Origin of the sequence: Bacillus sp. LM 4-2, assembly GCF_000978495.1 — a bacterium.
Taxonomy (GTDB): domain Bacteria; phylum Bacillota; class Bacilli; order Bacillales; family Bacillaceae; genus Bacillus; species Bacillus subtilis.
Genome location: NZ_CP011101.1, coordinates 1,473,605 through 1,493,396, shown reverse-complemented (window position 1 = coordinate 1,493,396; position 19,792 = coordinate 1,473,605). Strand labels below are relative to the sequence as shown.

18 protein-coding genes are annotated in these 19,792 nt (G+C 43.2%); 4 read left to right on the top strand and 14 right to left on the bottom strand.

Features of this window, described 5'->3' with window-relative positions; genetic code table 11:
* Window positions 1-11: 11 nt before the first annotated feature.
* Together kinC and abhA are read right to left on the bottom strand one after the other, a co-directional pair.
* Window positions 12-1,298 (bottom strand): two-component sensor histidine kinase KinC, encoded by a 1,287-nt coding sequence (gene kinC, locus bslm_RS07600; RefSeq protein ID WP_003232333.1) that lies wholly within the window; start codon window positions 1,296-1,298, stop codon window positions 12-14.
* 189 nt (window positions 1,299-1,487) lie between these two features.
* Window positions 1,488-1,766, bottom strand: coding sequence for a transcriptional regulator AbhA (gene abhA / locus bslm_RS07595; protein WP_003244728.1), 279 nt, complete (start codon window positions 1,764-1,766; stop codon window positions 1,488-1,490).
* 283 nt (window positions 1,767-2,049) lie between these two features.
* Here abhA and mreBH point away from each other — a divergent pair, with 283 nt between their 5' ends.
* From mreBH to bslm_RS07585, 3 genes are all read left to right on the top strand, one after another.
* A complete protein-coding gene (gene mreBH / locus bslm_RS07590; RefSeq protein ID WP_003245743.1) occupies window positions 2,050-3,057 on the top strand; it encodes a cell shape-determining protein MreBH in 1,008 nt (335 codons plus the stop codon).
* 100 nt (window positions 3,058-3,157) lie between these two features.
* Window positions 3,158-3,292, top strand: a complete 135-nt coding sequence (locus bslm_RS20620; RefSeq protein ID WP_003238865.1) for a protein YkpC — start codon at window positions 3,158-3,160, stop codon at window positions 3,290-3,292.
* Between the two features lie 108 nt (window positions 3,293-3,400).
* Window positions 3,401-4,633, top strand: a complete 1,233-nt coding sequence (locus bslm_RS07585) for an aminopeptidase (protein WP_003232341.1) — start codon at window positions 3,401-3,403, stop codon at window positions 4,631-4,633.
* A 33-nt stretch (window positions 4,634-4,666) separates the two neighbouring features.
* On the opposite strand, the gene bslm_RS07580 is transcribed toward bslm_RS07585, so the two are convergent.
* On the bottom strand, window positions 4,667-5,578 hold the full coding sequence (locus bslm_RS07580; protein WP_046380996.1) for a ketopantoate reductase family protein: 912 nt from the start codon (window positions 5,576-5,578) through the stop codon (window positions 4,667-4,669).
* 56 nt (window positions 5,579-5,634) lie between these two features.
* Window positions 5,635-7,257, bottom strand: coding sequence for an ABC-F family ATP-binding cassette domain-containing protein (locus bslm_RS07575; protein WP_003232344.1), 1,623 nt, complete (start codon window positions 7,255-7,257; stop codon window positions 5,635-5,637).
* A 180-nt stretch (window positions 7,258-7,437) separates the two neighbouring features.
* Here bslm_RS07575 and bslm_RS07570 point away from each other — a divergent pair, with 180 nt between their 5' ends.
* A complete protein-coding gene (locus tag bslm_RS07570; protein ID WP_003232345.1) occupies window positions 7,438-7,707 on the top strand; it encodes a hypothetical protein in 270 nt (89 codons plus the stop codon).
* A gap of 33 nt (window positions 7,708-7,740) precedes the next feature.
* On the opposite strand, the gene sipT is transcribed toward bslm_RS07570, so the two are convergent.
* The 10 genes from sipT to bslm_RS07520 all read right to left on the bottom strand — a co-directional run bounded on the left by sipT (window position 7,741) and on the right by bslm_RS07520 (window position 19,734).
* Complete coding sequence (gene sipT / locus bslm_RS07565) at window positions 7,741-8,322, bottom strand: signal peptidase I sipT (protein ID WP_003232348.1); 582 nt, start codon at window positions 8,320-8,322, stop codon at window positions 7,741-7,743.
* Between the two features lie 144 nt (window positions 8,323-8,466).
* Window positions 8,467-10,368: a PTS fructose transporter subunit IIABC gene (locus tag bslm_RS07560; protein WP_046380995.1), complete on the bottom strand. Its 1,902-nt coding sequence runs from the start codon at window positions 10,366-10,368 to the stop codon at window positions 8,467-8,469.
* A 13-nt stretch (window positions 10,369-10,381) separates the two neighbouring features.
* Window positions 10,382-11,293, bottom strand: coding sequence for a 1-phosphofructokinase (pfkB, locus tag bslm_RS07555; RefSeq protein WP_032721490.1), 912 nt, complete (start codon window positions 11,291-11,293; stop codon window positions 10,382-10,384).
* On the bottom strand, window positions 11,290-12,045 hold the full coding sequence (locus tag bslm_RS07550; RefSeq protein WP_014476685.1) for a DeoR/GlpR family DNA-binding transcription regulator: 756 nt from the start codon (window positions 12,043-12,045) through the stop codon (window positions 11,290-11,292). Before bslm_RS07550 ends, pfkB begins: the two co-directional genes overlap by 4 nt.
* A gap of 279 nt (window positions 12,046-12,324) precedes the next feature.
* Window positions 12,325-13,518 carry a sporulation-delaying-protein transporter subunit SkiZ gene (gene skiZ, locus bslm_RS07545; protein WP_015252177.1) on the bottom strand — a complete coding sequence of 398 codons (1,194 nt, stop codon included), beginning with the start codon at window positions 13,516-13,518 and terminating at the stop codon, window positions 12,325-12,327.
* Window positions 13,515-14,207 carry an ABC transporter ATP-binding protein YknY gene (gene yknY / locus bslm_RS07540; RefSeq protein ID WP_003232356.1) on the bottom strand — a complete coding sequence of 231 codons (693 nt, stop codon included), beginning with the start codon at window positions 14,205-14,207 and terminating at the stop codon, window positions 13,515-13,517. The genes skiZ and yknY overlap by 4 nt, the downstream gene beginning before the upstream one ends.
* A complete protein-coding gene (locus tag bslm_RS07535) occupies window positions 14,208-15,341 on the bottom strand; it encodes an efflux RND transporter periplasmic adaptor subunit (protein WP_038829597.1) in 1,134 nt (377 codons plus the stop codon).
* Between the two features lie 4 nt (window positions 15,342-15,345).
* Window positions 15,346-16,041, bottom strand: a complete 696-nt coding sequence (gene yknW / locus bslm_RS07530; protein WP_003232360.1) for a YknW family membrane protein — start codon at window positions 16,039-16,041, stop codon at window positions 15,346-15,348.
* Window positions 16,042-16,150: 109 nt separating this feature from the next.
* Complete coding sequence (locus bslm_RS07525) at window positions 16,151-17,965, bottom strand: ABC transporter ATP-binding protein (RefSeq protein ID WP_046380994.1); 1,815 nt, start codon at window positions 17,963-17,965, stop codon at window positions 16,151-16,153.
* Window positions 17,966-17,976: 11 nt separating this feature from the next.
* On the bottom strand, window positions 17,977-19,734 hold the full coding sequence (locus tag bslm_RS07520) for an ABC transporter ATP-binding protein (protein ID WP_003244670.1): 1,758 nt from the start codon (window positions 19,732-19,734) through the stop codon (window positions 17,977-17,979).
* Between the last annotated feature and the right edge of the window lie 58 nt (window positions 19,735-19,792).

Sequence of the window (19,792 nt, the reverse complement as noted above, 5' to 3'; positions counted from 1 at the left end):
TTTTTCTCCTCTCAGCTGTCTGATTTTAAAGGCAAAACCACTTGAAAGACGCTGCCTTTTCCAGCTTCACTTTCGATTTTCAATTCCCCGTCATGTTCCTTCAGGATTCTCAAACAAATGGGAAGTCCCAGTCCAGTGCCCTTTTCTTTTGTTGAATAAAAAGGTTTGCCAATCTGCTTCAGCTTTTCCTGCGGCATGCCGTTTCCTTCATCCTTTACGCTTATCACTGCATGAGAGGCGGTTTTAGCAGTTGAAATGGTTACGACACCGCCCTTTGGCATTGCCTCAATTCCGTTTTTAATGATGTTGATAAAGACCTGCTTCAGCTGATTTTCGTCTCCATTAATCATACAGCCATCTGTCTCTTTGAAATTTTTCTCTATGACGATATTGGACAGAATTGCATTGGTATCAAGCAATGTCGTGACTTGTTTCAAGATCTCATTAAGCTGGTGTGTTTTAAATGTGATTGCCTGCGGTTTTGCAAGCAGCAGCAGCTCGCTGAGCACTAAATCGATTCTTTTAATCTCTGAAAAGATGATGTCAAAATAGTCTTTTCTGTCCGGATATTGTGTTTTCATAATCTGGAGGAAACCGCTGACAGATGTTAAAGGGTTTCTGACCTCATGAGCAATACCTGCGGCAAGTTCACTTGTGATTGATAGTTTCTGGGATTCCCTCGCCAGCCGTTCATTAATCTCAATGAGCTCATCTTCAGCCTCTTTCCGCTCAGTGATATCTGACATTGTACCCAGGCTGCCTGTAAATTGGTCATCCCGGTCATAGTAAAGTTTATAATGAACTTCTCCCCAAAAAATCGTGCCGTTTTTTGTCACGTATTTTGCCGTAAACATGCCAGAAGACGCTTTGTTTTGGATTTGGGTGTTAATGTGGTCGGCTACGTGCTTTTCTTTTATGAAGTAATCGTTATACATTGTTCCCATACATTCACTGATTGAAAACCCGGTTATAGATGCCCACGCTTGGTTTAAATATGTAATTTCACCTTTTGCATTCGTTTGAAATACGATTTCCTGCAAATTATCCATGATGCGGTTTTTTTCTTCAGAAAGCTGTTTATACTTCCATTCGTTATCCTTCATTTTCTTAACCAGCTGCTGTTTCTCATCAATATAATAAGCCAACATCCAGACACTTACCAGCGTGACTGCAGTATACACAATATCAACAGGCCAATTAATCGGGTTTTTGCCTATAAAATAAAATAAATAATCCCAAAACATTATAAAAATCATTGCCAAAATGATGGAAATGATACGAGCTTGATATTTTCTCATATGACCACCTGCCGCTTGTGTTTCTCTACTTATTGTACCATTCTTCGACAAATAATTGAGTAAAATATGTAAAGTATCCCAAATCATTCATTACCAAATATCTTGATGTCTTATCTTAGGCGGCGGTAATCAAAAATTGGCACGCAAAAAAGGCGGAGATGATATCACTCCGCCTTTTTTAGCATAATTTTATTCTTTTAAAGCGGCTTGAATTTCTTCGAGAAGCAGCTGTGCACCCTCAGGGCTTAGCGTAATTTTACCGTTGCCGTATTCTTTATTTTCTGAAGTGATTTCTCCAGTCATTAAACAAACGCCATGAGGTTTGTACTTTTTCAAGATAATTTTATCTCCGTCAACAAAAAACTCAATGCTGTCTTTTATGGCAATATCCAATGCCCGTCTCAACTCAATCGGCATGACAATGCGGCCTAATTCATCTACTTTTCTCACAACACCTATTGATTTCATAAAAACCCTTCTTCCTTTAAATGTTTCTTTTCTCATGTAATGTTTTAAGGATGTACCTCAATATATCGTAGACGAATGAAACTTTGAAAAAGTTTCCCGCTTTCTATAAGAATTACAAGATATTTTTTCCATAAAACCGAAAAATGTATTACTTCTGTTACACAGTTCCTTGATTTTTTACAAAAACATTTCTTTACCGACGCACACCCCCAAAAATCGCAGTATTTCTGAGAAACTTTAAATGTAGAATCATATTAAATTAGGATAGAGATTGGGTGAAAACATGTTTCAATCAACTGAAATCGGGATTGACTTAGGAACAGCTAATATACTTGTTTACAGCAAAAATAAAGGGATTATCCTAAATGAACCATCTGTTGTCGCAGTGGATACGACGACAAAAGCAGTGCTTGCAATCGGAGCTGACGCGAAAAACATGATCGGTAAAACACCGGGAAAAATTGTCGCTGTCAGACCGATGAAAGATGGCGTGATCGCAGACTATGATATGACAACTGACCTGCTAAAGCACATTATGAAAAAAGCCGCAAAAAGCATCGGCATGTCGTTCAGAAAACCGAACGTAGTCGTTTGCACACCATCAGGCTCAACAGCAGTAGAACGCCGCGCCATCAGTGATGCGGTGAAAAATTGCGGCGCGAAAAACGTTCATTTAATCGAAGAGCCAGTTGCAGCCGCCATCGGAGCGGATTTACCGGTTGATGAGCCGGTTGCCAATGTGGTAGTAGATATCGGCGGAGGGACGACAGAGGTCGCTATTATTTCCTTCGGTGGCGTTGTTTCCTGCCATTCTATCAGGATCGGCGGAGACCAGCTTGATGAGGATATCGTTTCTTTCGTCCGTAAAAAATACAATTTGCTGATCGGCGAACGCACAGCTGAGCAGGTAAAAATGGAAATTGGCCATGCTCTGATTGAACATATACCAGAGGCAATGGAAATTCGGGGACGTGACCTCGTGACAGGTCTTCCAAAAACCATTATGCTTCAATCCAACGAAATTCAAGATGCAATGCGTGAATCCCTCCTGCATATTCTTGAAGCCATCAGAGCGACACTTGAGGACTGTCCGCCTGAATTGAGCGGAGATATTGTTGATCGCGGCGTTATTTTAACAGGCGGCGGCGCGCTCCTTAATGGAATTAAAGAATGGCTCACAGAAGAGATTGTCGTGCCTGTACACGTGGCGCAAAACCCGCTTGAATCTGTAGCAATCGGCACAGGCCGTTCTTTAGAAGTGATTGATAAGCTGCAAAAGGCAATTAAATAGTCTTTACCCGCAAAATTCTCACACGCGGCAAATTTCTTGCTTCTTTTTTCCTCACTTCCTTCATATTGTGGGAAATGGAGAAACGTTAAGGAGGAAACAGATGCTAAGAGATTTAGGAAGAAGAGTAGCGATCGCAGCCATTTTAAGCGGAATTATTCTTGGAGGCATGAGCATTTCTTTGGCAAATATGCCCCATTCGCCTGCAGGCGGCACTGTAAAACTGAATCATCCATAATATTGAAAAACCCAAGACGTGTCGTTTTGGGTTTTTCACTTTGGGCTCCTTCTTTCCTTTATAGGATCATATTTGATATGATGAGAAAAAAGCTTGGAGGAATGATTCATGGATTCATTTTCACAGAAATTAAATACATATGCACAGCTGGCGGTAGAAGTCGGCGTTAATGTCCAAAAAGGCCAGTATGTAGTCGTCAATGCTTCAACAGACGTCCGGGATTTTGTTCGTTTAATTGTAAAACACGCATATGAAAAGGGCGCAAAAAACGTCACCGTGAATTGGCAGGATGACGAAGTCGCCAAATTAAAATACGAACTAGCGCCGTTTGAAGCATTTGAAGAATATCCTGAATGGGAAGCAAAAGGCAGAGAAGAGCTTGCAAAAAATGGAGCTGCTTTCATTTCTGTTGTGTCGTCAAACCCAGACTTGCTAAAAGGTATAGATTCCAAACGGATTGCGGCATTCCAAAAAGCAGCAGGCAAAGCATTACATACATACAGACAATATATTCAATCAGACAAAGTCAGCTGGACTGTCGTAGGTGCGGCATCAGCAGGCTGGGCTCACAAGGTGTTTCCTGGCAAATCAGAGGAGGAAGCGATCCACCTTCTGTGGGAAGAAATTTTTAAAGCGACGCGCGTAAATGAAGACAACCCGGTTCAGGCGTGGATCAATCATGACCAAAATCTTCATGAAAAAGTTGACCATTTGAACGAGAGACATTACGCTGCCTTACATTATCAAGCTGAAGGAACTGATTTAACAATTAAGCTGCCTAGGAAGCATGTTTGGGCAGGTGCGGGAAGCGTGAATGAAAGCGGCCATGAGTTTATGGCCAATATGCCGACAGAAGAAGTGTTCACGCTGCCGCAAAAAGACGGGGTTGACGGAGTGGTATCAAGCACAAAACCATTAAGCTACGGCGGAAATATTATTGAAAATTTCACCCTGACGTTTGAAAATGGCCGTATAGTCGACATTAAAGCTGAAAAAGGTGAGGATATTTTAAAAGAACTGGTGGAAACAGATGAAGGTTCTCACTATTTAGGTGAAGTGGCACTTGTTCCTTACGATTCACCTATATCACAATCAAACATTCTTTTCTATAACACGCTGTTTGATGAAAACGCGTCAAATCATTTGGCGATCGGAAGCGCCTATGCCTTTAATATTGAAGGCGGAAAGCAGATGTCTCGTGAAGAGCTTGTCAAAGAAGGCCTAAATGAAAGCATTACACACGTGGACTTTATGATCGGTTCTAAGGATATGAATATTGACGGAATTACGGCAGACGGGAAAAGAGAGCCTATCTTCAGAAACGGAAATTGGGCTTTTTAAGTAAATAAAAGGAGGCTTTTCCGCCTCCTTTTTTTATTTTTCTGCTTCATACATTTGCAGATTCGCATAAACGGTTTCTAATACTGGTGCTGCGAGAGATAAACGTTTTGCTTTTTCAAGCAAAAATCCATGCAGGTGGTCTCCTTCAGTCGTTTGGCCGTTTTCCATATCCCGAAGCATGGAGGACTTCATATGGTAAGACATGCTGGTCATCGTACGAAAGCTCTCTTCCTCAAGATCCGGATCAGCCGGAACACCTTCTTTTCGTAAAACAGCGCAAATTTCCCCAATAAGAGTTTGAGCCGTGTGACGTCCGGCTTCTGTGGCGAGGATTGGGCCAAGCGGTCGTTGAAATAACGTTGTGATCCCCGCTTGCGCTGCAATAAAGAGATACTTTTTCCAAATGTCCTTCTCGATATGCCCGCTAATGATGACTTCAGCCTTCACACCTGAAAATGCCTCTTCAAGCGCTCTTATTCGCTCCGTACGCTCGCCGTTCCATTCTCCAAATACAAAACGATGTGATGCGCTCGTATGATGAATTTCTCCTTTGTTGTCTAAAGCACTTTCTATAAAACACAGGCCGCCCAGCACCTGTTCTTTTGAAAATGCCGCAAATAGCTGCTCATAGTGGCGGTACCCATTTAAAAAAGGGATAATGACAGATTCTTGATGGATAAATGGTTTGACATCCTCTATCACTTGACCAAGCGAGTATGCTTTAGAAGCAATGATAACGACATCAAATTGCCCTGTTTCTCCGGCACTGATTAGTTCGGGCTGAAATGATACATTCCCTTTTTCACTATGGATGACAAGCCCGGTTTTTTTAAGCTGCTCAGCTCGTTTTTGGCGCACGAGAAATGTCACATCATTTCCTTTCTCTGCAAGCCGTCCGCCAATATACCCACCTACTCCACCTGCTCCGACAACTAAAAATTTCATGTTGTGATCTCCTTTCATATTTAGGTATCAAAAAAAGCAGAGAAATCTCTGCTTTTTTATTCCGCGTATAGTTCAGTCAATTTTTTCTGCACATCAGCATTTTCAAGGAACTCGTCATAGCTCATTTGCTTATCGACGATGCCGTTAGGTGTAATTTCTATAATTCTGTTGGCAATGGTCTGCACAAACTGATGGTCATGGGAAGTAAACAGCATAGCGCCTTTAAAGCTGATTAAGCCGTTATTGAGCGCTGTAATGGACTCCAGGTCTAAATGGTTAGTCGGCTCATCCAAAATTAAAATATTGGCGCCAGAAAGCATCGCTTTCGACAGCATACAGCGGACCTTTTCTCCCCCGGAAAGTACATTTGCTTTTTTGTGGACTTCTTCTCCAGAGAACAGCATGCGTCCTAAGAAACCGCGTAAAAAGCTCTCACTTTGGTCGTGCGGAGAATATTGGCGAAGCCAGTCTACAAGGTTCAGATCACTGCCTTCGAAATATTCGCTGTTGTCTTTTGGAAAATACGCTTGAGATGTGGTAACACCCCATTTAAACGTTCCGCTGTCAGCTTCCATTTCCCCGGAAATGATTTTAAACAGCGTAGTAACAGCAAGTTCATTTCGGCCAGTGAAAGCAATTTTATCTTCTCGATTCATAATAAAGCTGACATTGTCAAGCACCTTTACGCCATCGATTGTTTTTGTTAAGCCTTCCACGCGAAGAACATCATTTCCGATTTCCCGTTCCGGCGTGAAGTTAACATAAGGATAGCGGCGGGAAGACGGTTTAATATCATCCAGCGTGATTTTTTCGAGAAGTTTCTTTCTTGATGTAGCCTGCTTAGATTTAGACGCATTGGCGCTGAATCTAGCGACAAACTCTTGAAGCTGTTTAATCTGCTCTTCTTTTTTCTTGTTCGCTTCTTGAGAAAGCTTTAACGCCAGTTGGCTTGACTCGTACCAGAAATCATAGTTTCCGACATAGATTTGAATTTTGTTAAAATCAAGGTCGGCAATGTGCGTACATACTTTATTTAAAAAGTGACGGTCATGGGATACGACAATAACTGTGTTTTCAAAGTTAATCAGAAACTCTTCAAGCCACTGAATTGCCTGAAGGTCCAGGTGGTTCGTCGGCTCATCGAGCAGCAGAACATCCGGCTTGCCGAATAATGCCTGTGCCAAGAGAACTTTTACCTTCTCCGAACCGCCGAGGTCTGCCATCTTTTTTGTGTGCAGATCTTCTGAGATACCAAGGCCTTTTAACAGGATCGCAGCTTCACTTTCCGCTTCCCAACCGTTCAGTTCCGCAAATTCACCTTCTAGCTCAGCAGCACGAATCCCATCCTCATCTGAGAAATCAGGCTTCATGTAAATAGCGTCTTTCTCCTGCATGACTTCATACAGGCGTTTGTGGCCCATAATGACCACTTTCAGCACTTCATACTCTTCGTACTCAAAATGGTTCTGCTTCAAGACGGCAAGACGCTCGCCAGGACTCATATGCACGTCGCCTGTCTGAGGCTCGATTTCGCCTGACAGCACCTTTAGAAACGTTGATTTACCGGCACCGTTTGCACCAATTAACCCATAGCAGTTGCCTGGGGTAAATTTAATATTAACATCTTCAAATAACTTGCGATCCGCAAACCGCAAGCTTACATTATTTACAGCAATCATTTATTATCCTCCATCATGTCTATCATCAATAAAAGTATACCATGAATGCAGGGCAAGAGAAATGATTCCCTGATAAAACAGAGAGAAAACACTTATACACCCAAACCAGCCAGCTGTGTTACAATTAAAGAGAGAGAATGCATCCGCTCGGAAAATTACACACTCTCATGGAGGAACACGTTGAGGCTTTTAACACTTACTGAATATTGCTTACTGATCTTTTTTACGGGCTTTTACCTTGCCGTAACAGGCTTTACCGCCAAAGATATCGGCTTATATATAGGCATAGCCCTTATTTACATATTTTCACACATTTTTTCTAAACGGCTTTTAGAAAAGCGCGGAAAAGAGAACAAACAGGTTCACCTTTTCTTCAGTGTGCTAGCTATTATCGGTTCAGTGTTCATCACGGTTTTATGCATTGCATTGGTCGCTTCTTTTTCAAAATAAAAACGCCTGCTGTCCTAGGCCAGCAAGGCGTTTTTATTTTGTTTGACGCATTTCGTTAAACGGGAAAAAGACAAACTTCGATGTGCCGACAATTCGATCTTCCGCGATCAGTCCCAGCCCGTTTCGGCTGTCCATAGAATTCAGCCGGTTATCTCCCATGACAAAGTATTTGCCTTTCGGAACCTTAACCGGTCCAAAGTCTCCTGTCAGACTGACACCAAGTTTTTCTGCTTCCTTCTTGTTTTTAGACAAGTAAGGCTCGGCTACTTTTTTACCGTTTATATAAAGCGTGTCATCCTTCATTTGAACGGTTTCTCCAGGCTTTCCGATCAATCTTTTTACATAATGGATTTTAGAAGTTTCACCGTTAATAATAACGATATCTCCGCGCTTCAGCTCGCCGATATAGTTGACTGTTTTATTCACAAACAGCCTTTCTCCGTCATGTAATGTGGGATACATAGATGAACCTTCAACTAAATACGGTTCAAACAAAAAGTGACGGATCAGGAGAGCCAGCAGAACAGCGATGACAATCGCTTTACCCCATTCCAGGTACGTATTGGTTTTTTTCTTCGCCGTTTTCTCAGTATTCGTATTTTTTTCCTCGGTCAAAGTGTTTCCTCCTAGACAATTGCTATGTCAGTTGTTTCTCTTCTTTTACTTTATCATAAAAAAGAATAAAATACATAACTTAACCGCGCTCCCTGCCGGCCGGATAAGAAAAAGCGTCCTTTCGAACCAAGGACGCTTTTTTTCTTATTTTTCTGTAACAGGTTTTTTGACGATACCGAGGATAATTGCCATCACGACAGCACCGATCACGATACTTAAAAGGTAAAGCATCGGATGGTTTGTAATGAAAGCTACGAATACTCCTCCATGAGGCGCCGGAAGCGTTACTCGGAAGAATTCAGTTAATCCGCCGGCAACAGCTGCACCGACTACAGCAGCTGGTATGACGCGAAGCGGATCAGCCGCAGCAAATGGGATCGCTCCCTCTGTTACGAAAGCAGCTCCCATGAAATAGCATGTAATACCAGCTTCACGGTCACGCTGAGTGAATTTGTTTCTGAAAATGGTTGTTGCAAGTGCAATACCAAGCGGAGGAACCATACCGCCGGCCATGATTGCTGCATGAGGCGCATAGTTGCCTGCATCGATCATGGCGATACCGAACGTAAAGGCTGCTTTATTAAGCGGGCCGCCCATATCGATCGCCATCATGCCGCCCAAGATAATACCCATTAACACAAGGTTTCCAGTACCAAGGCTTTCAAGCCAGTTTGTTAAGAAATTCATAAATGCCGCTACAGGTGTATTGACGACAAATTGCATTAATACGCCAGTGATAAAAATACCGAACAGCGGGTAAATCAAAACAGGTTTTAATCCATCAAGTGACTGAGGGATAAACGTAAATACTTTCTTCAGTAAAATCACGACATAACCGGCAAGGAATCCGGCAATTAAGCCGCCTAAGAATCCAGCATTCGCTTGAGTTGCCATAAATCCGCCGACCATACCAGGCGCAAAACCAGGACGATCTGCAATACTCATCGCAATGAAACCGGCCAGAACTGCAACAATCAGTTTTAATGCATTGTCGCCGCCGATAAAGTTTAATGCTGCTGCAAACGTGTTGTAGCTAGGATCATTCGGATCAGCAGAGTGAATTCCCCAGAAGAATGAAATCGCAACGAGAATACCGCCGCCGACTACGAACGGAAGCATGTTGCTGACACCGCTCATAAGGTGCTTATAAAACGCGTTTCCGATACCGCTTCCAGACTTGCCTCTCGCTTCTTCATCATCGTTTGAAGCTGCTGAACCGCCGCCGCTGCCTTGATAAATCGGCGCATCTTGATTCATCGCTTTTTCGATAAGCTCTTGCGGACGTCTGATACCCGCCGTTACAGGAACTTGAAGTACGCGCTTGCCTTTAAAACGTTCCATTTCAACCTGCTTGTCCGCTGCGACAATGATTGCAGGTGCATCTTCGATTTCTTGGGCAGTGAGCTTGTGCTTAATGCCGCTTGACCCATTTGTTTCGACCTTAATTTCCACTCCAAGCTCTTTCGCTTTTTCTTTAAGGGCATCCGCAGCCATGAATGTATGGGCAATACCTGTCGGACATGCAGTAACCGCTAAAATTTTTCCTTTTCCGGCAGGTGCTGGTGCCGCTTCTTCTTCCTCTTCGTCATCATCTTTATCGTGCTGATTAATAATGTCGATGATGGCATCTTCAGACTCAGCTTCAAGGAGCTGCTTACGGATTTCTTCACGCATTAACAGCGTTGAAAGTCTTGACAATGCTTCAAGGTGAGTGTTGTTTGCGCCTTCAGTCGCCGCAATCATGAACACTAAGTGAGCCGGCTGGCCGTCTAATGATTCATAATCGACGCCGTCTTTTGAACGTCCGAACGCGATCGCCGGGTTGATAACGCTTGCCGTTTTCGCATGGGGGATAGCGATTCCTTCACCGATACCCGTGGAGCTTTGGCTTTCGCGATTTAAAATGGCTTCTTTATAGGCTTGTCGGTCATTTAACTTTCCAGCCTTATCAAGAACAGTGACCATTTCGTCAATAACATTTTCTTTTTCTTTGCTCTCAATATTAAGCTTTATCGTATGCTTCGTTAAAAGCTCAGTTATTTTCACTTGTGTTTCCTCCTCATAGACGTGTGACCTTAACTTCAGGAAGAAGCTGCTGGACAAATTCTTCTGTTCCAAGTTCTTCAGAGAACGCGGTAGCACTGCCTGAAGTAACTCCTAAGCGGAATGCTTCTTCAAGCGGAAGCTGTTTGGAAATTCCGGCAAGGAAACCTGCAACAACGGAATCCCCTGCTCCGACTGAGTTTACCAATTTCCCCTTTGGCACGTTAGCAAAATAAACAGCTTCGTTCGTAAACAGAAGCGCTCCGTCTCCGGCCATTGATACGATTACATGTTCAGCGCCTTGTTCTACAAGCTTTTTCCCATAAGGAACGGCTTCCTCAACAGATGTAATGTCCGTGCCGAACATTTCTCCAAGCTCATGATGATTTGGCTTCATCAAAAATGGTTTCATTTCTGTTGCTTTCAAAAGAGCCTCGCCTGAGATATCCAGAACAACTCGTGCGTTCTGCTGTTTGCAGGCCTCTGCGATTTTTTCATAAGTATCGTGAGGGAGTGAAGATGGAATGCTTCCTGCAAGAACGACGATATCTCCCTCTTGCAAAGATTGGAACTGTTCTAAAAAGGCTTTGAAATCTTCATCCGAAATTGTCGGTCCCTGGCCGTTAATTTCAGTTTCATCACCAGTTTTCAGCTTTACATTGATACGGGTATCCCCTTTTACTTCAGAAAAAGCTGTTTCCAGGTTTTCTTCCCGTAAAAATGTTTTGATATATTCTCCGGTAAATCCGCCGACGAATCCGAGCGCTTTAGACGCCACATGGTGTCTTTTCAGCAGTCTCGATACGTTGATGCCTTTGCCCCCTGGATACTTGGTATCATACGAAGAACGGTTCAGGCCTCCTACAGTAAAATCTTCAACGTGAACAATATAATCGACAGATGGATTAAGTGTTACAGTGTAAATCATGGTTTCACTACCTTTACGACAGTTTTTTCTTGGTAATTATCGAATGTAAGCTCTTCAGCGTCAGTCGTAATGATTGTTGCGTCGCCTATTCCGGCGAATGCCGAAAATGAAATTTCTCCGAACTTCGAAGGGTCTGCTAAGACGTAAGCGTGTTTTGCCTGTTTGATCGCTTTCTGTTTTAAAAGGGCCTCATCAGGGTCCGGCGTTGTGAATCCAGCCTCTGTATGGACACCGTTTGTCCCCAGAAAACTCTTGTCAAATCTGTACTGGTCCATGGCAATCAGTGAAGCGCCTCCAATAATCGCGCCCGTTCTGTGCTTTACGTATCCTCCAAGCAGATAAAAAGAAATTTCTTTCCTTATTAATGCATCGATATGCATTACCCCGTTTGTGACAACGACAATATCTTTGGTTTTATCCATAAAATCAATCATGTGCAATGTCGTCGTGCCTGCATCAAGGTAAATGCAATCCCCTTCTTCTAAAAGAGAAGCTGCTTTTTCAGCAATCTTCAGTTTATCGTGAAGGTTTTTGGATGATTTTTCAAGCATATCGGGTTCAAGTCTGATATCGGAAAGCTTGGCCGCTCCACCATGAACGCGCTTTAAAAAACCGCGTTCTTCAAGGGTCGATAAATCTCTTCTGATTGTTGATTCAGAAGCATTAGTCAGATTTATAAGCTCTTGAATCTTTACCACATCATGCTTTTCTATTTGATCAATAATCAATTGATGCCGTTCAGGAGTTAGCATGCTTCACCTCCTAATGAAAACGTATTCATTTTGAATACAATTTCATTGTAAACGCTATTTTCGGTTTAGGCAACTAAAATCATTCAAATTCATTCAATAACTATCAAAATCTTTCACGTTTCTCCATATTAACGTATGTCTATAGGGTTTGTAAACTGTAAATTCGACAAAAATAAGGACAATTGTACGACATTTTCTTCTTATTTTAATGAAAAAAGTCTTTTATATTCATAGTAGAAATCACTAAACATAAAAAAACCTCATGCATGTTGCATGAGGCTACTCATAACGCAGCGCTTCAATGGGATCAAGCTTTGCAGCTTTATTTGCAGGAAGCATGCCGAAAATAACACCAATGAGCATACTGAACAGCACGCCCCCGCATACAACCTGCCAGGATATGAGTGACGGCCAGCCCGCAATGGCTGAAACAAGCGCGGCCCCTCCGTATCCAATACCAATCCCGACCAGACCGCCAATCAGCGTCAATACGACTGACTCAATTAAAAACTGAGTCAGAATCTGTCCCCTCGTCGCACCGAGGGATTTTCTGATTCCAATTTCCCGTGTCCGTTCTGTGACTGATACGAGCATGATATTCATGACACCGATTCCGCCGACCAAAAGGGAAATACCTGCAATTGAGCCGATAATCGTCGTCATAATTGCCGTTACCTTGCCAATTCCGGCCGCAATCTCCTCCATGTTCATCACTTGATACGAATCCTCTGTGCCATGATTGTCATTTACCAGCTGTGCTGCTTCTTTTCCTGCCGATTTTATGTCGTCTGCTGATTCGACCTGCAATGATACGTTACTGAAATCACTTGTGCCAAAAGAGGATTTCATCATATTAAATGGCACATACATTTCACTTAAACCGAAAGAAAGCAAGCCTGTTTCTTTTTTCAGCACACCGATAATTTCAACGGGCTGTCCGTTTATCCAGACAACTTCACCTAAAGGGGAGGTTTTATCGAACAGTTCTTCAGCCATCTTTTGAGAGATGATTCCGGCTCTATTCCCCGCGAGAAAGTCATTGTCGGTAAATGTTCTGCCGCTTTCGATTTCTAAAGAATTGACATTCATGTATCCATCATTTATTCCGTTAACCGTAGCATCGGTTTCTTCTTCGTGATAACGCGCTTTCATACTTTCAGAAGTCGAAGCAACGACTTGTTTAATGCCTTCTATTCCTTTTAAACCTTTAATATCGTTTTCTGTAAACGTAGATTCAGCTGCGGCGTTCGGGTTGCTTGCAAGCTCCTCGTCGCTAGGCATATAGTACAGCTCCACAGTATTTCCCGGGCCGCTGATCGACTGCTTCAGCATTTGCTCGCCGCCCTGTCCTACCGCAACGACAACAATGACAGAGCCTACACCAATGATAATGCCGAGCATCGTTAAGATCGAACGCATTTTATGGGCAAGGACAGAGCTTAGAGCCATTCTGATGTTTTCCAACAGGCTCATTCTCCCACACTCCTTTGTCCGGAGCTGGCAGGAACAATGTTTCCGTCACGCACCATGACGATCCGATTCGTGCAATCTGCTACTTCAGGCTCGTGAGTAACCAGAACGATTGTCGTTCCCTCGGCATTTAATGCTGTAAACTGATCCATAATCGCCTCGCTTGTTTTCGTATCCAGCGCGCCGGTCGGTTCATCAGCTAAAATCAATTTCGGCTCATTCACGATCGCCCTCGCAATCGCCACCCGCTGCTTCTGCCCGCCCGACAGCTCGTTGGGCATGTGGAGCATTCGATCGGCTAACCCCACCTTTTCCAATGCTCTCTCAGCCCGCTCTTGACGTTCCTTTTTGCCTATCCCGGAATAAATCATCGGCAGCTCGACATTTTTTTTTGCGTTCAGCCGCGGAAGAAGCTGAAATTGCTGAAATACAAAACCGATGGACCGGTTACGGACTGCCGCCAGTTCTTTATCTTTATATGAAGAAATGTCTTCGCCGTCCAATTGATATGTACCGGAAGTCGGCCGATCAAGACAGCCGATAATATTCATGATCGTCGATTTTCCTGATCCTGACGGCCCCATAATCGAGACATATTCACCTTGATGAATGTCCAAATCAATAGAATGGAGAACATCAAACGTTTCCTTTCCGATCTGGTAGCTTTTTCGCACATTAGAAAGCTGAATCATTTAGGATTTCACTTCCATTCCGTCAGTCACCTGATCAGATGGATTCAAAATGACTTGATCATCTTGGGTAAGCCCCTCTTTAATTTCTGTCAGGTCATCTGTCACTTCGCCGATTTTGACATCAACTCGCTTTGCTTTTCCGTCTTTTACTGTATACACATAATATTGGTCATCTTCTTTTTTGACTGCCTTTGAAGGAAGCGTATTTGCTTTCCGTTTATCTGTTTCAATATTCATGATAAATTTAAAGCCTGGCTTTCCTTCTGGAAGATTTCCTTTTATTTTCACTTGAAGCGGGTATTGGACCGCCTGTTCTGTTCCTTGTGCCGCAGCGCTCTCCTGCTGATCCGGAACAAGCCCGACTGCGGAAACCGTGCCTTTCCATGTTTTACCCTGTATTACATCTGAAGTGAGTGTGACCTTCTGGCCTTTTTTGACTTTCAATGTATCGTATTCAGACAATTTCCCTGAGACGACAAGGTCTTTTGGGTTGCCGATATGTATGACAGGCTCTTGAATATCTGACTTTTTGGATGCCGCTTCTTGGTTGACAGAAATAACGGTGCCTTCAATTTCGCTTTTCACTTCTAAATCTGACACCCGGTTGGCAAGTGACTGCCGCTGAAGCTCGGTTTGTTTTAATTCGATCTCCGCTGTTTTTTTCTGCATTTGAAGCTCTGTCCGTTCAGATTCGATTTGTTTTTCTGCTTCTTTCTTTCCTACCTGTTTTTCCAGTTCTCTTTCTTTGCTGTCCAAGGCTTTTAACTTTTCTTGAATTTGGTCAATTTGAAGCCGGTTGGATTCAGACGTTAACTGGTTCTGTTCTTTTTCCAGGCTCAGCTGCTCATTTGTATAGGTGACTAAAGGCGTGCCCTTTTTAACTTTATCGCCTTCCTTTACTTTAATGTCTTCTAATGTCCCTTTATCCGCTTCATAAAAGACATACTGTTCATTTGAAAATTTTAGCGTGCCAGGAACCATAACCGTTGATGAGATTTCATTTTCTTCAACGCTCCCCGTCTGTATCTCCTTGCCGGCGCTGCCGCTTGTTGGAGCGGCAGACCGGTATATATTGATTCCAACAAAAAGAGCGACTATAACTGCGATTCCAATTCCGATCCAGACTTTTTTCATGAGCTTATGCACCCGCCACAGAATTGATTAAACCTGAAAAAAGCGAAAATACAACTAAAATTCCGAATAGAATGATTGCTGAAATCCACCCGGCTTTTTTTGAGATGCCTCCCGTTTTGTGAAGTCCGATTGCTAATAATACAAAGCTCCAGATGCTGAAAATTTCAAAGGTATTTAACACACTGGCGAGAGCCCCGTCAGATGGGATAATCCCTGCCAGTGACGTCGTGCTGTAAAGAGGATTCACGTCAGTCGTAAAAGCAACGATTCCATTAACCAATAATCCGAGACTGCTAATCAAAGAGACAAACAGACTGAGAGAAAGCATTTTTTTATATGTCGTAACACCGCCTGATACTTTTACACAGAGCCAATAAATAAGAGGGGCAATAAATAATGCTGCGATACCGCCGATAATAGCGCCTGCCATTCCGCCAAATTTGGTTATTGTTGCGACAGTTTCCATTTGTTCAGCAGATAGCCCTTGCGTATCCTGGCTTTTCAAAAGCTCACTATAATCCGTACCGAGTGATTGCAGCACGGCACCGACGATGATAATTGCTGCAACAATCAAAAGCGGTCCCCATACAGCCGGCCTTTCTCTTATTCTTTCAAATTGAACGGACGGACTTGTGATTACTCCGAAAAGTGAAGGCTTTTCAGTCGCCGTTCCGCTGTTTTTTTCTACATTCGTTTCCATTTCAAAACCTCCTTGAGAATATCTAACAAATAGTACGGGAAGGATATCAAAAAGTTTCATGTTTTTCTAATAAATTTCCAAAAACCTTCAATATTGAAGGCTTTTCATATTATTCTATCGCTGTGCTGTATTGCGCTTTCACAAGCCCGGCATAAATGCCTCCTTTAGCGAGCAGCTGATCATGGTTCCCTTCTTCTATTTTCCTGCCGTGATCAAGAACAATGATGCGGTCGGCGTCGCGGATCGTAGACAATCTGTGAGCGATCATCACTGCTGTACGCCCTTTCAGAAGCGTTTTTAACGCTTGCTGAATTTTTACTTCTGTCTCTGTATCAATGCTTGCCGTTGCTTCGTCAAGGATGATAATAGCCGGATCGGCGAGCAATGCTCTTGCAAATGAAATGAGCTGACGCTGACCGGCAGACAGTACGCTGCCCCTTTCCTCTACCTCTGTTGCGTATCCTTCCGCTAAATCGGAAATAAACTCATCCGCTCCGACCGCTTGGGACGCTTTCATCACCTCTTCATCCGAAGCATTTGGCCTTCCAAAACGAATATTTTCCATGATGGTCCCGGAGAAAATAAATGTATCTTGCAGGACAATGCTGATTTGAGAGCGCAGACTGGCAAGGGAAAGATCCTTAATCGGTATACCGTCTATTTTAATGGTGCCTCCGGTCGCATCATAAAAACGGCTGATTAAATTGGCAATCGTCGTCTTCCCGCTCCCTGTATGCCCGACAAGCGCAAGCGTCGAGCCCGCAGGAATAGAGAAAGAAACGGCGTGAAGGGCTTTTCGTTTTTCATCATACGAAAATTCAACCTCTTCAAAACTGATCTCCCCATTTATCTTTTCATTATGAATGGCATTCGGCTTCTCCTTGACATTTGGCTGTTCGTCCAGAAACTCAAAAATCCGTTCTGATGATGCCATCCCCATTAACAGCTGATTATAGACCTGACCCAGTCTCGAAATAGGTTCCCAAAACATTCCCAGATAGAAAGCAAAAGAAACGAAGACGCCAATCGTAATGGTTTCATTCATGATGAGTGTGGCTCCATACCAAATCAAGACAGCCGTCCCAATCGCATTCGTCATTTCTACAAGCGGACGGAACATGGCATTTTTTCTAGTTGCTTCCCGCCATGATTCGTAGTTCTCCTGATTGACACCGTCAAAATACGCCATGTTTTCTTCTTCCTGCGTAAATGCCTGCGTGACCCGGATGCCCTGAATGCTTTCGTTTAGATGAGAGTTGAGCTTCGATTGCTTCAGCCGTACCGTTTGCCAGGATCGGCGTATTTTTTTTCTGAGACTTGTTGAAATAAAAAACATAATCGGCAATGTCACCATGATGGCTATAGTCAGCTCAGGGCTCAGCGTAAACAAAATAATAATCACGCCGGCCAGAAGCAGCAAGTCGGTCAACAAATTGATGACTCCGCTTGTAAAGAGCTCCTGAAGAGAGTTAATATCATTCATGATCCTGACTAAGATCGATCCCGCCGACCGCTGATCAAAAAATCGATGGGATAAGCGCTGCACATGGGTAAATAAATGCTGTCGCAAATCGTAAATGACATGCTGGCCAAGCTGATTCATCCACCTGATTCTTAACACATTGGCGGCGTAATTGAGGACATATAAACCGCTAATAATAAAAATGAGCTGAATCAGCAGCTCCGAGTTTCTCCCTGTAATCGCTTGATCAAGAACATAAACGCCGATCAAAATGGGGATCACAAGCTTCACAGCAGTGCCAATCAATACAGTGAGAAAAGAAAGCGGCAAAATTGTTTTTCGATATGGTTTGACATAGCTCAGCAGCCGCCACATTTGAGCCCAGTTAAACGGCTTTTCAATGATTTCATCTGAAGAGTAATAGAAACGCTCTAAAACCCCCTGTTTTTTCGCTTGTTTCATTTGGCCCCTCCCTATCCGACCTCATGCGGCTCATTAATCATTTTGACATCACGGTATTGCAAATCGTAAATCTTTTTATAGTAGCCGCCTTTTTCAAGAAGCTCATGATGTGTTCCCCTTTCACGAATGCGTCCTTTATTAAAAACGAGAATTTCATCAGCGTGTTTCAGTGAAGAAATGCGGTGAGCGACGATAAAGGTTGTGCGGTTTTTCATGACTTCTTTTAAGGCAAGCTGTATGCTGTGCTCCGTTTGCATATCTACTGCGCTTGTGGCATCATCCAATATTAAAATGCTCGGGTTCAAGCAGATGGCTCTCGCAATGGCAATACGCTGTTTCTGCCCGCCGGAAAGCCCCATTCCCCTCTCTCCCAGCATGGTGTCATACCCATCAGGAAGCTCCATAATAAAGTTATGAGCCTGCGCCCTTTTTGCCGCTTCGATGACGTCTTCCATTGAGGCATCCGGCCGCCCATACGAAATATTTGATCTAATCGTAGATGAAAACAGGAAGGATTCTTGAAGTACGACCCCGATATTGGAGCGAAGGGTTTTTAACGAATAATCTGTGATGGGTTTGTGATCAATGGTAATCATTCCGCCAACAGGACTGTAAAATCTGGTGAGAAGCTGTGTCACTGAGCTTTTGCCTGAACCTGTCGGGCCCAACAGTCCGATTACCTTCCCGCTGTTTGCCTCAAAGCTTACATTGCACAGCGCGTTTGTTTGTTCTTTTCCGTATGCAAGAGAAACATTTTTGAAATGGACATCTCCGGTTAATTTTTGTTTATGCAAAGCATGAGGATGATCTGTAATGTCTTCTTCTTTTTCCAGAATGTCGAGCAGGCGTTCCCCTGACGCTTTTGCTTGAGAGAACATATTGATGACAAAACCTAAGTTCATAATCGGCCACATCATATAATTGACAAGGCTGAAGAAAGCAACAAGCTCGCCGGGATTGAGCTGATTTTGCATAACCAAGTAACCGCCGTATGAGAGAAGAGCTACAATACAAATGTTACCAATGAACTCCATTAAAGGGAAATACGCAGACCAAATGGATGATGTTTGTAAATACTGCGCCCTGTATTCTGCATTGGCTTTATTGAAAGTGCTGATCTGAAAATCTTCCCTGGAAAGAGATTTAACCGTATTAATGCCGCTGATATTTTCCTGAACTTTTGTATTGAGTTTCGCAAACGATTTGCGGATGCCTCTGAAGGCGGGATGGACTCTTTTGTCAAACCGGTATACCGCAACCGCGAGAAATGGCAGAACAGCTATTGTCACAAGCGTGAGAGGAACAGAATAGTAAAACATAACCGACAGGCTGATGGCTACCAGCAGGCCGAAGCGAATGAGCTCAGCGAGACCGTATGATAAGAAAAAACGAAGCCCTTCAACATCAGCAGTCAGCCTGGACATCAAATCTCCTGTTTTCGCGTTATCATAGTAAGAAAAAGAAAGCCGCTGCAGTTTTTCATACAGACCATTTCTCAGCCGATAAACGGATTTGATCCCGAACATATCACCTAAATACTGATGAAAAAAGGTAGCCATTCCTTTCAAAACCATTACCGCAATAAATCCTAAGCTGACCCACGCCGCAAGCTGATACTGCCGTCCCAGTACGATCTCATCAATCGTAATTTGCAGGATAATCGGATAAACGACAGTAATTGCAGTCATCAAAAGCATGGCTAGAAGCGACCACATAAACACTTTTCTGTACGGCCAATAATACATTTTTAATCTTTTAAATGTCTCCATATCCAGCACCTTTCCAACATTTATCATCTTCACTATATCGATACCCGAAATAAATTTC

Coding starts and splice junctions, on each gene's coding strand:
- kinC (WP_003232333.1), bottom strand. CDS start 1,298: ATGAGAAAATATCAAGCTCGTATCATTTCCATCATTTTGGCAATGATT.
- abhA (WP_003244728.1), bottom strand. CDS start 1,766: ATGAAATCAATAGGTGTTGTGAGAAAAGTAGATGAATTAGGCCGCATT.
- mreBH (WP_003245743.1), top strand. CDS start 2,050: ATGTTTCAATCAACTGAAATCGGGATTGACTTAGGAACAGCTAATATA.
- bslm_RS20620 (WP_003238865.1), top strand. CDS start 3,158: ATGCTAAGAGATTTAGGAAGAAGAGTAGCGATCGCAGCCATTTTAAGC.
- bslm_RS07585 (WP_003232341.1), top strand. CDS start 3,401: ATGGATTCATTTTCACAGAAATTAAATACATATGCACAGCTGGCGGTA.
- bslm_RS07580 (WP_046380996.1), bottom strand. CDS start 5,578: ATGAAATTTTTAGTTGTCGGAGCAGGTGGAGTAGGTGGGTATATTGGC.
- bslm_RS07575 (WP_003232344.1), bottom strand. CDS start 7,257: ATGATTGCTGTAAATAATGTAAGCTTGCGGTTTGCGGATCGCAAGTTA.
- pfkB (WP_032721490.1), bottom strand. CDS start 11,293: ATGATTTACACTGTAACACTTAATCCATCTGTCGATTATATTGTTCAC.
- bslm_RS07550 (WP_014476685.1), bottom strand. CDS start 12,045: ATGCTAACTCCTGAACGGCATCAATTGATTATTGATCAAATAGAAAAG.
- skiZ (WP_015252177.1), bottom strand. CDS start 13,518: ATGAGCCTGTTGGAAAACATCAGAATGGCTCTAAGCTCTGTCCTTGCC.
- yknY (WP_003232356.1), bottom strand. CDS start 14,207: ATGATTCAGCTTTCTAATGTGCGAAAAAGCTACCAGATCGGAAAGGAA.
- bslm_RS07535 (WP_038829597.1), bottom strand. CDS start 15,341: ATGAAAAAAGTCTGGATCGGAATTGGAATCGCAGTTATAGTCGCTCTT.
- yknW (WP_003232360.1), bottom strand. CDS start 16,041: ATGGAAACGAATGTAGAAAAAAACAGCGGAACGGCGACTGAAAAGCCT.
- bslm_RS07525 (WP_046380994.1), bottom strand. CDS start 17,965: ATGAAACAAGCGAAAAAACAGGGGGTTTTAGAGCGTTTCTATTACTCT.
- bslm_RS07520 (WP_003244670.1), bottom strand. CDS start 19,734: ATGGAGACATTTAAAAGATTAAAAATGTATTATTGGCCGTACAGAAAA.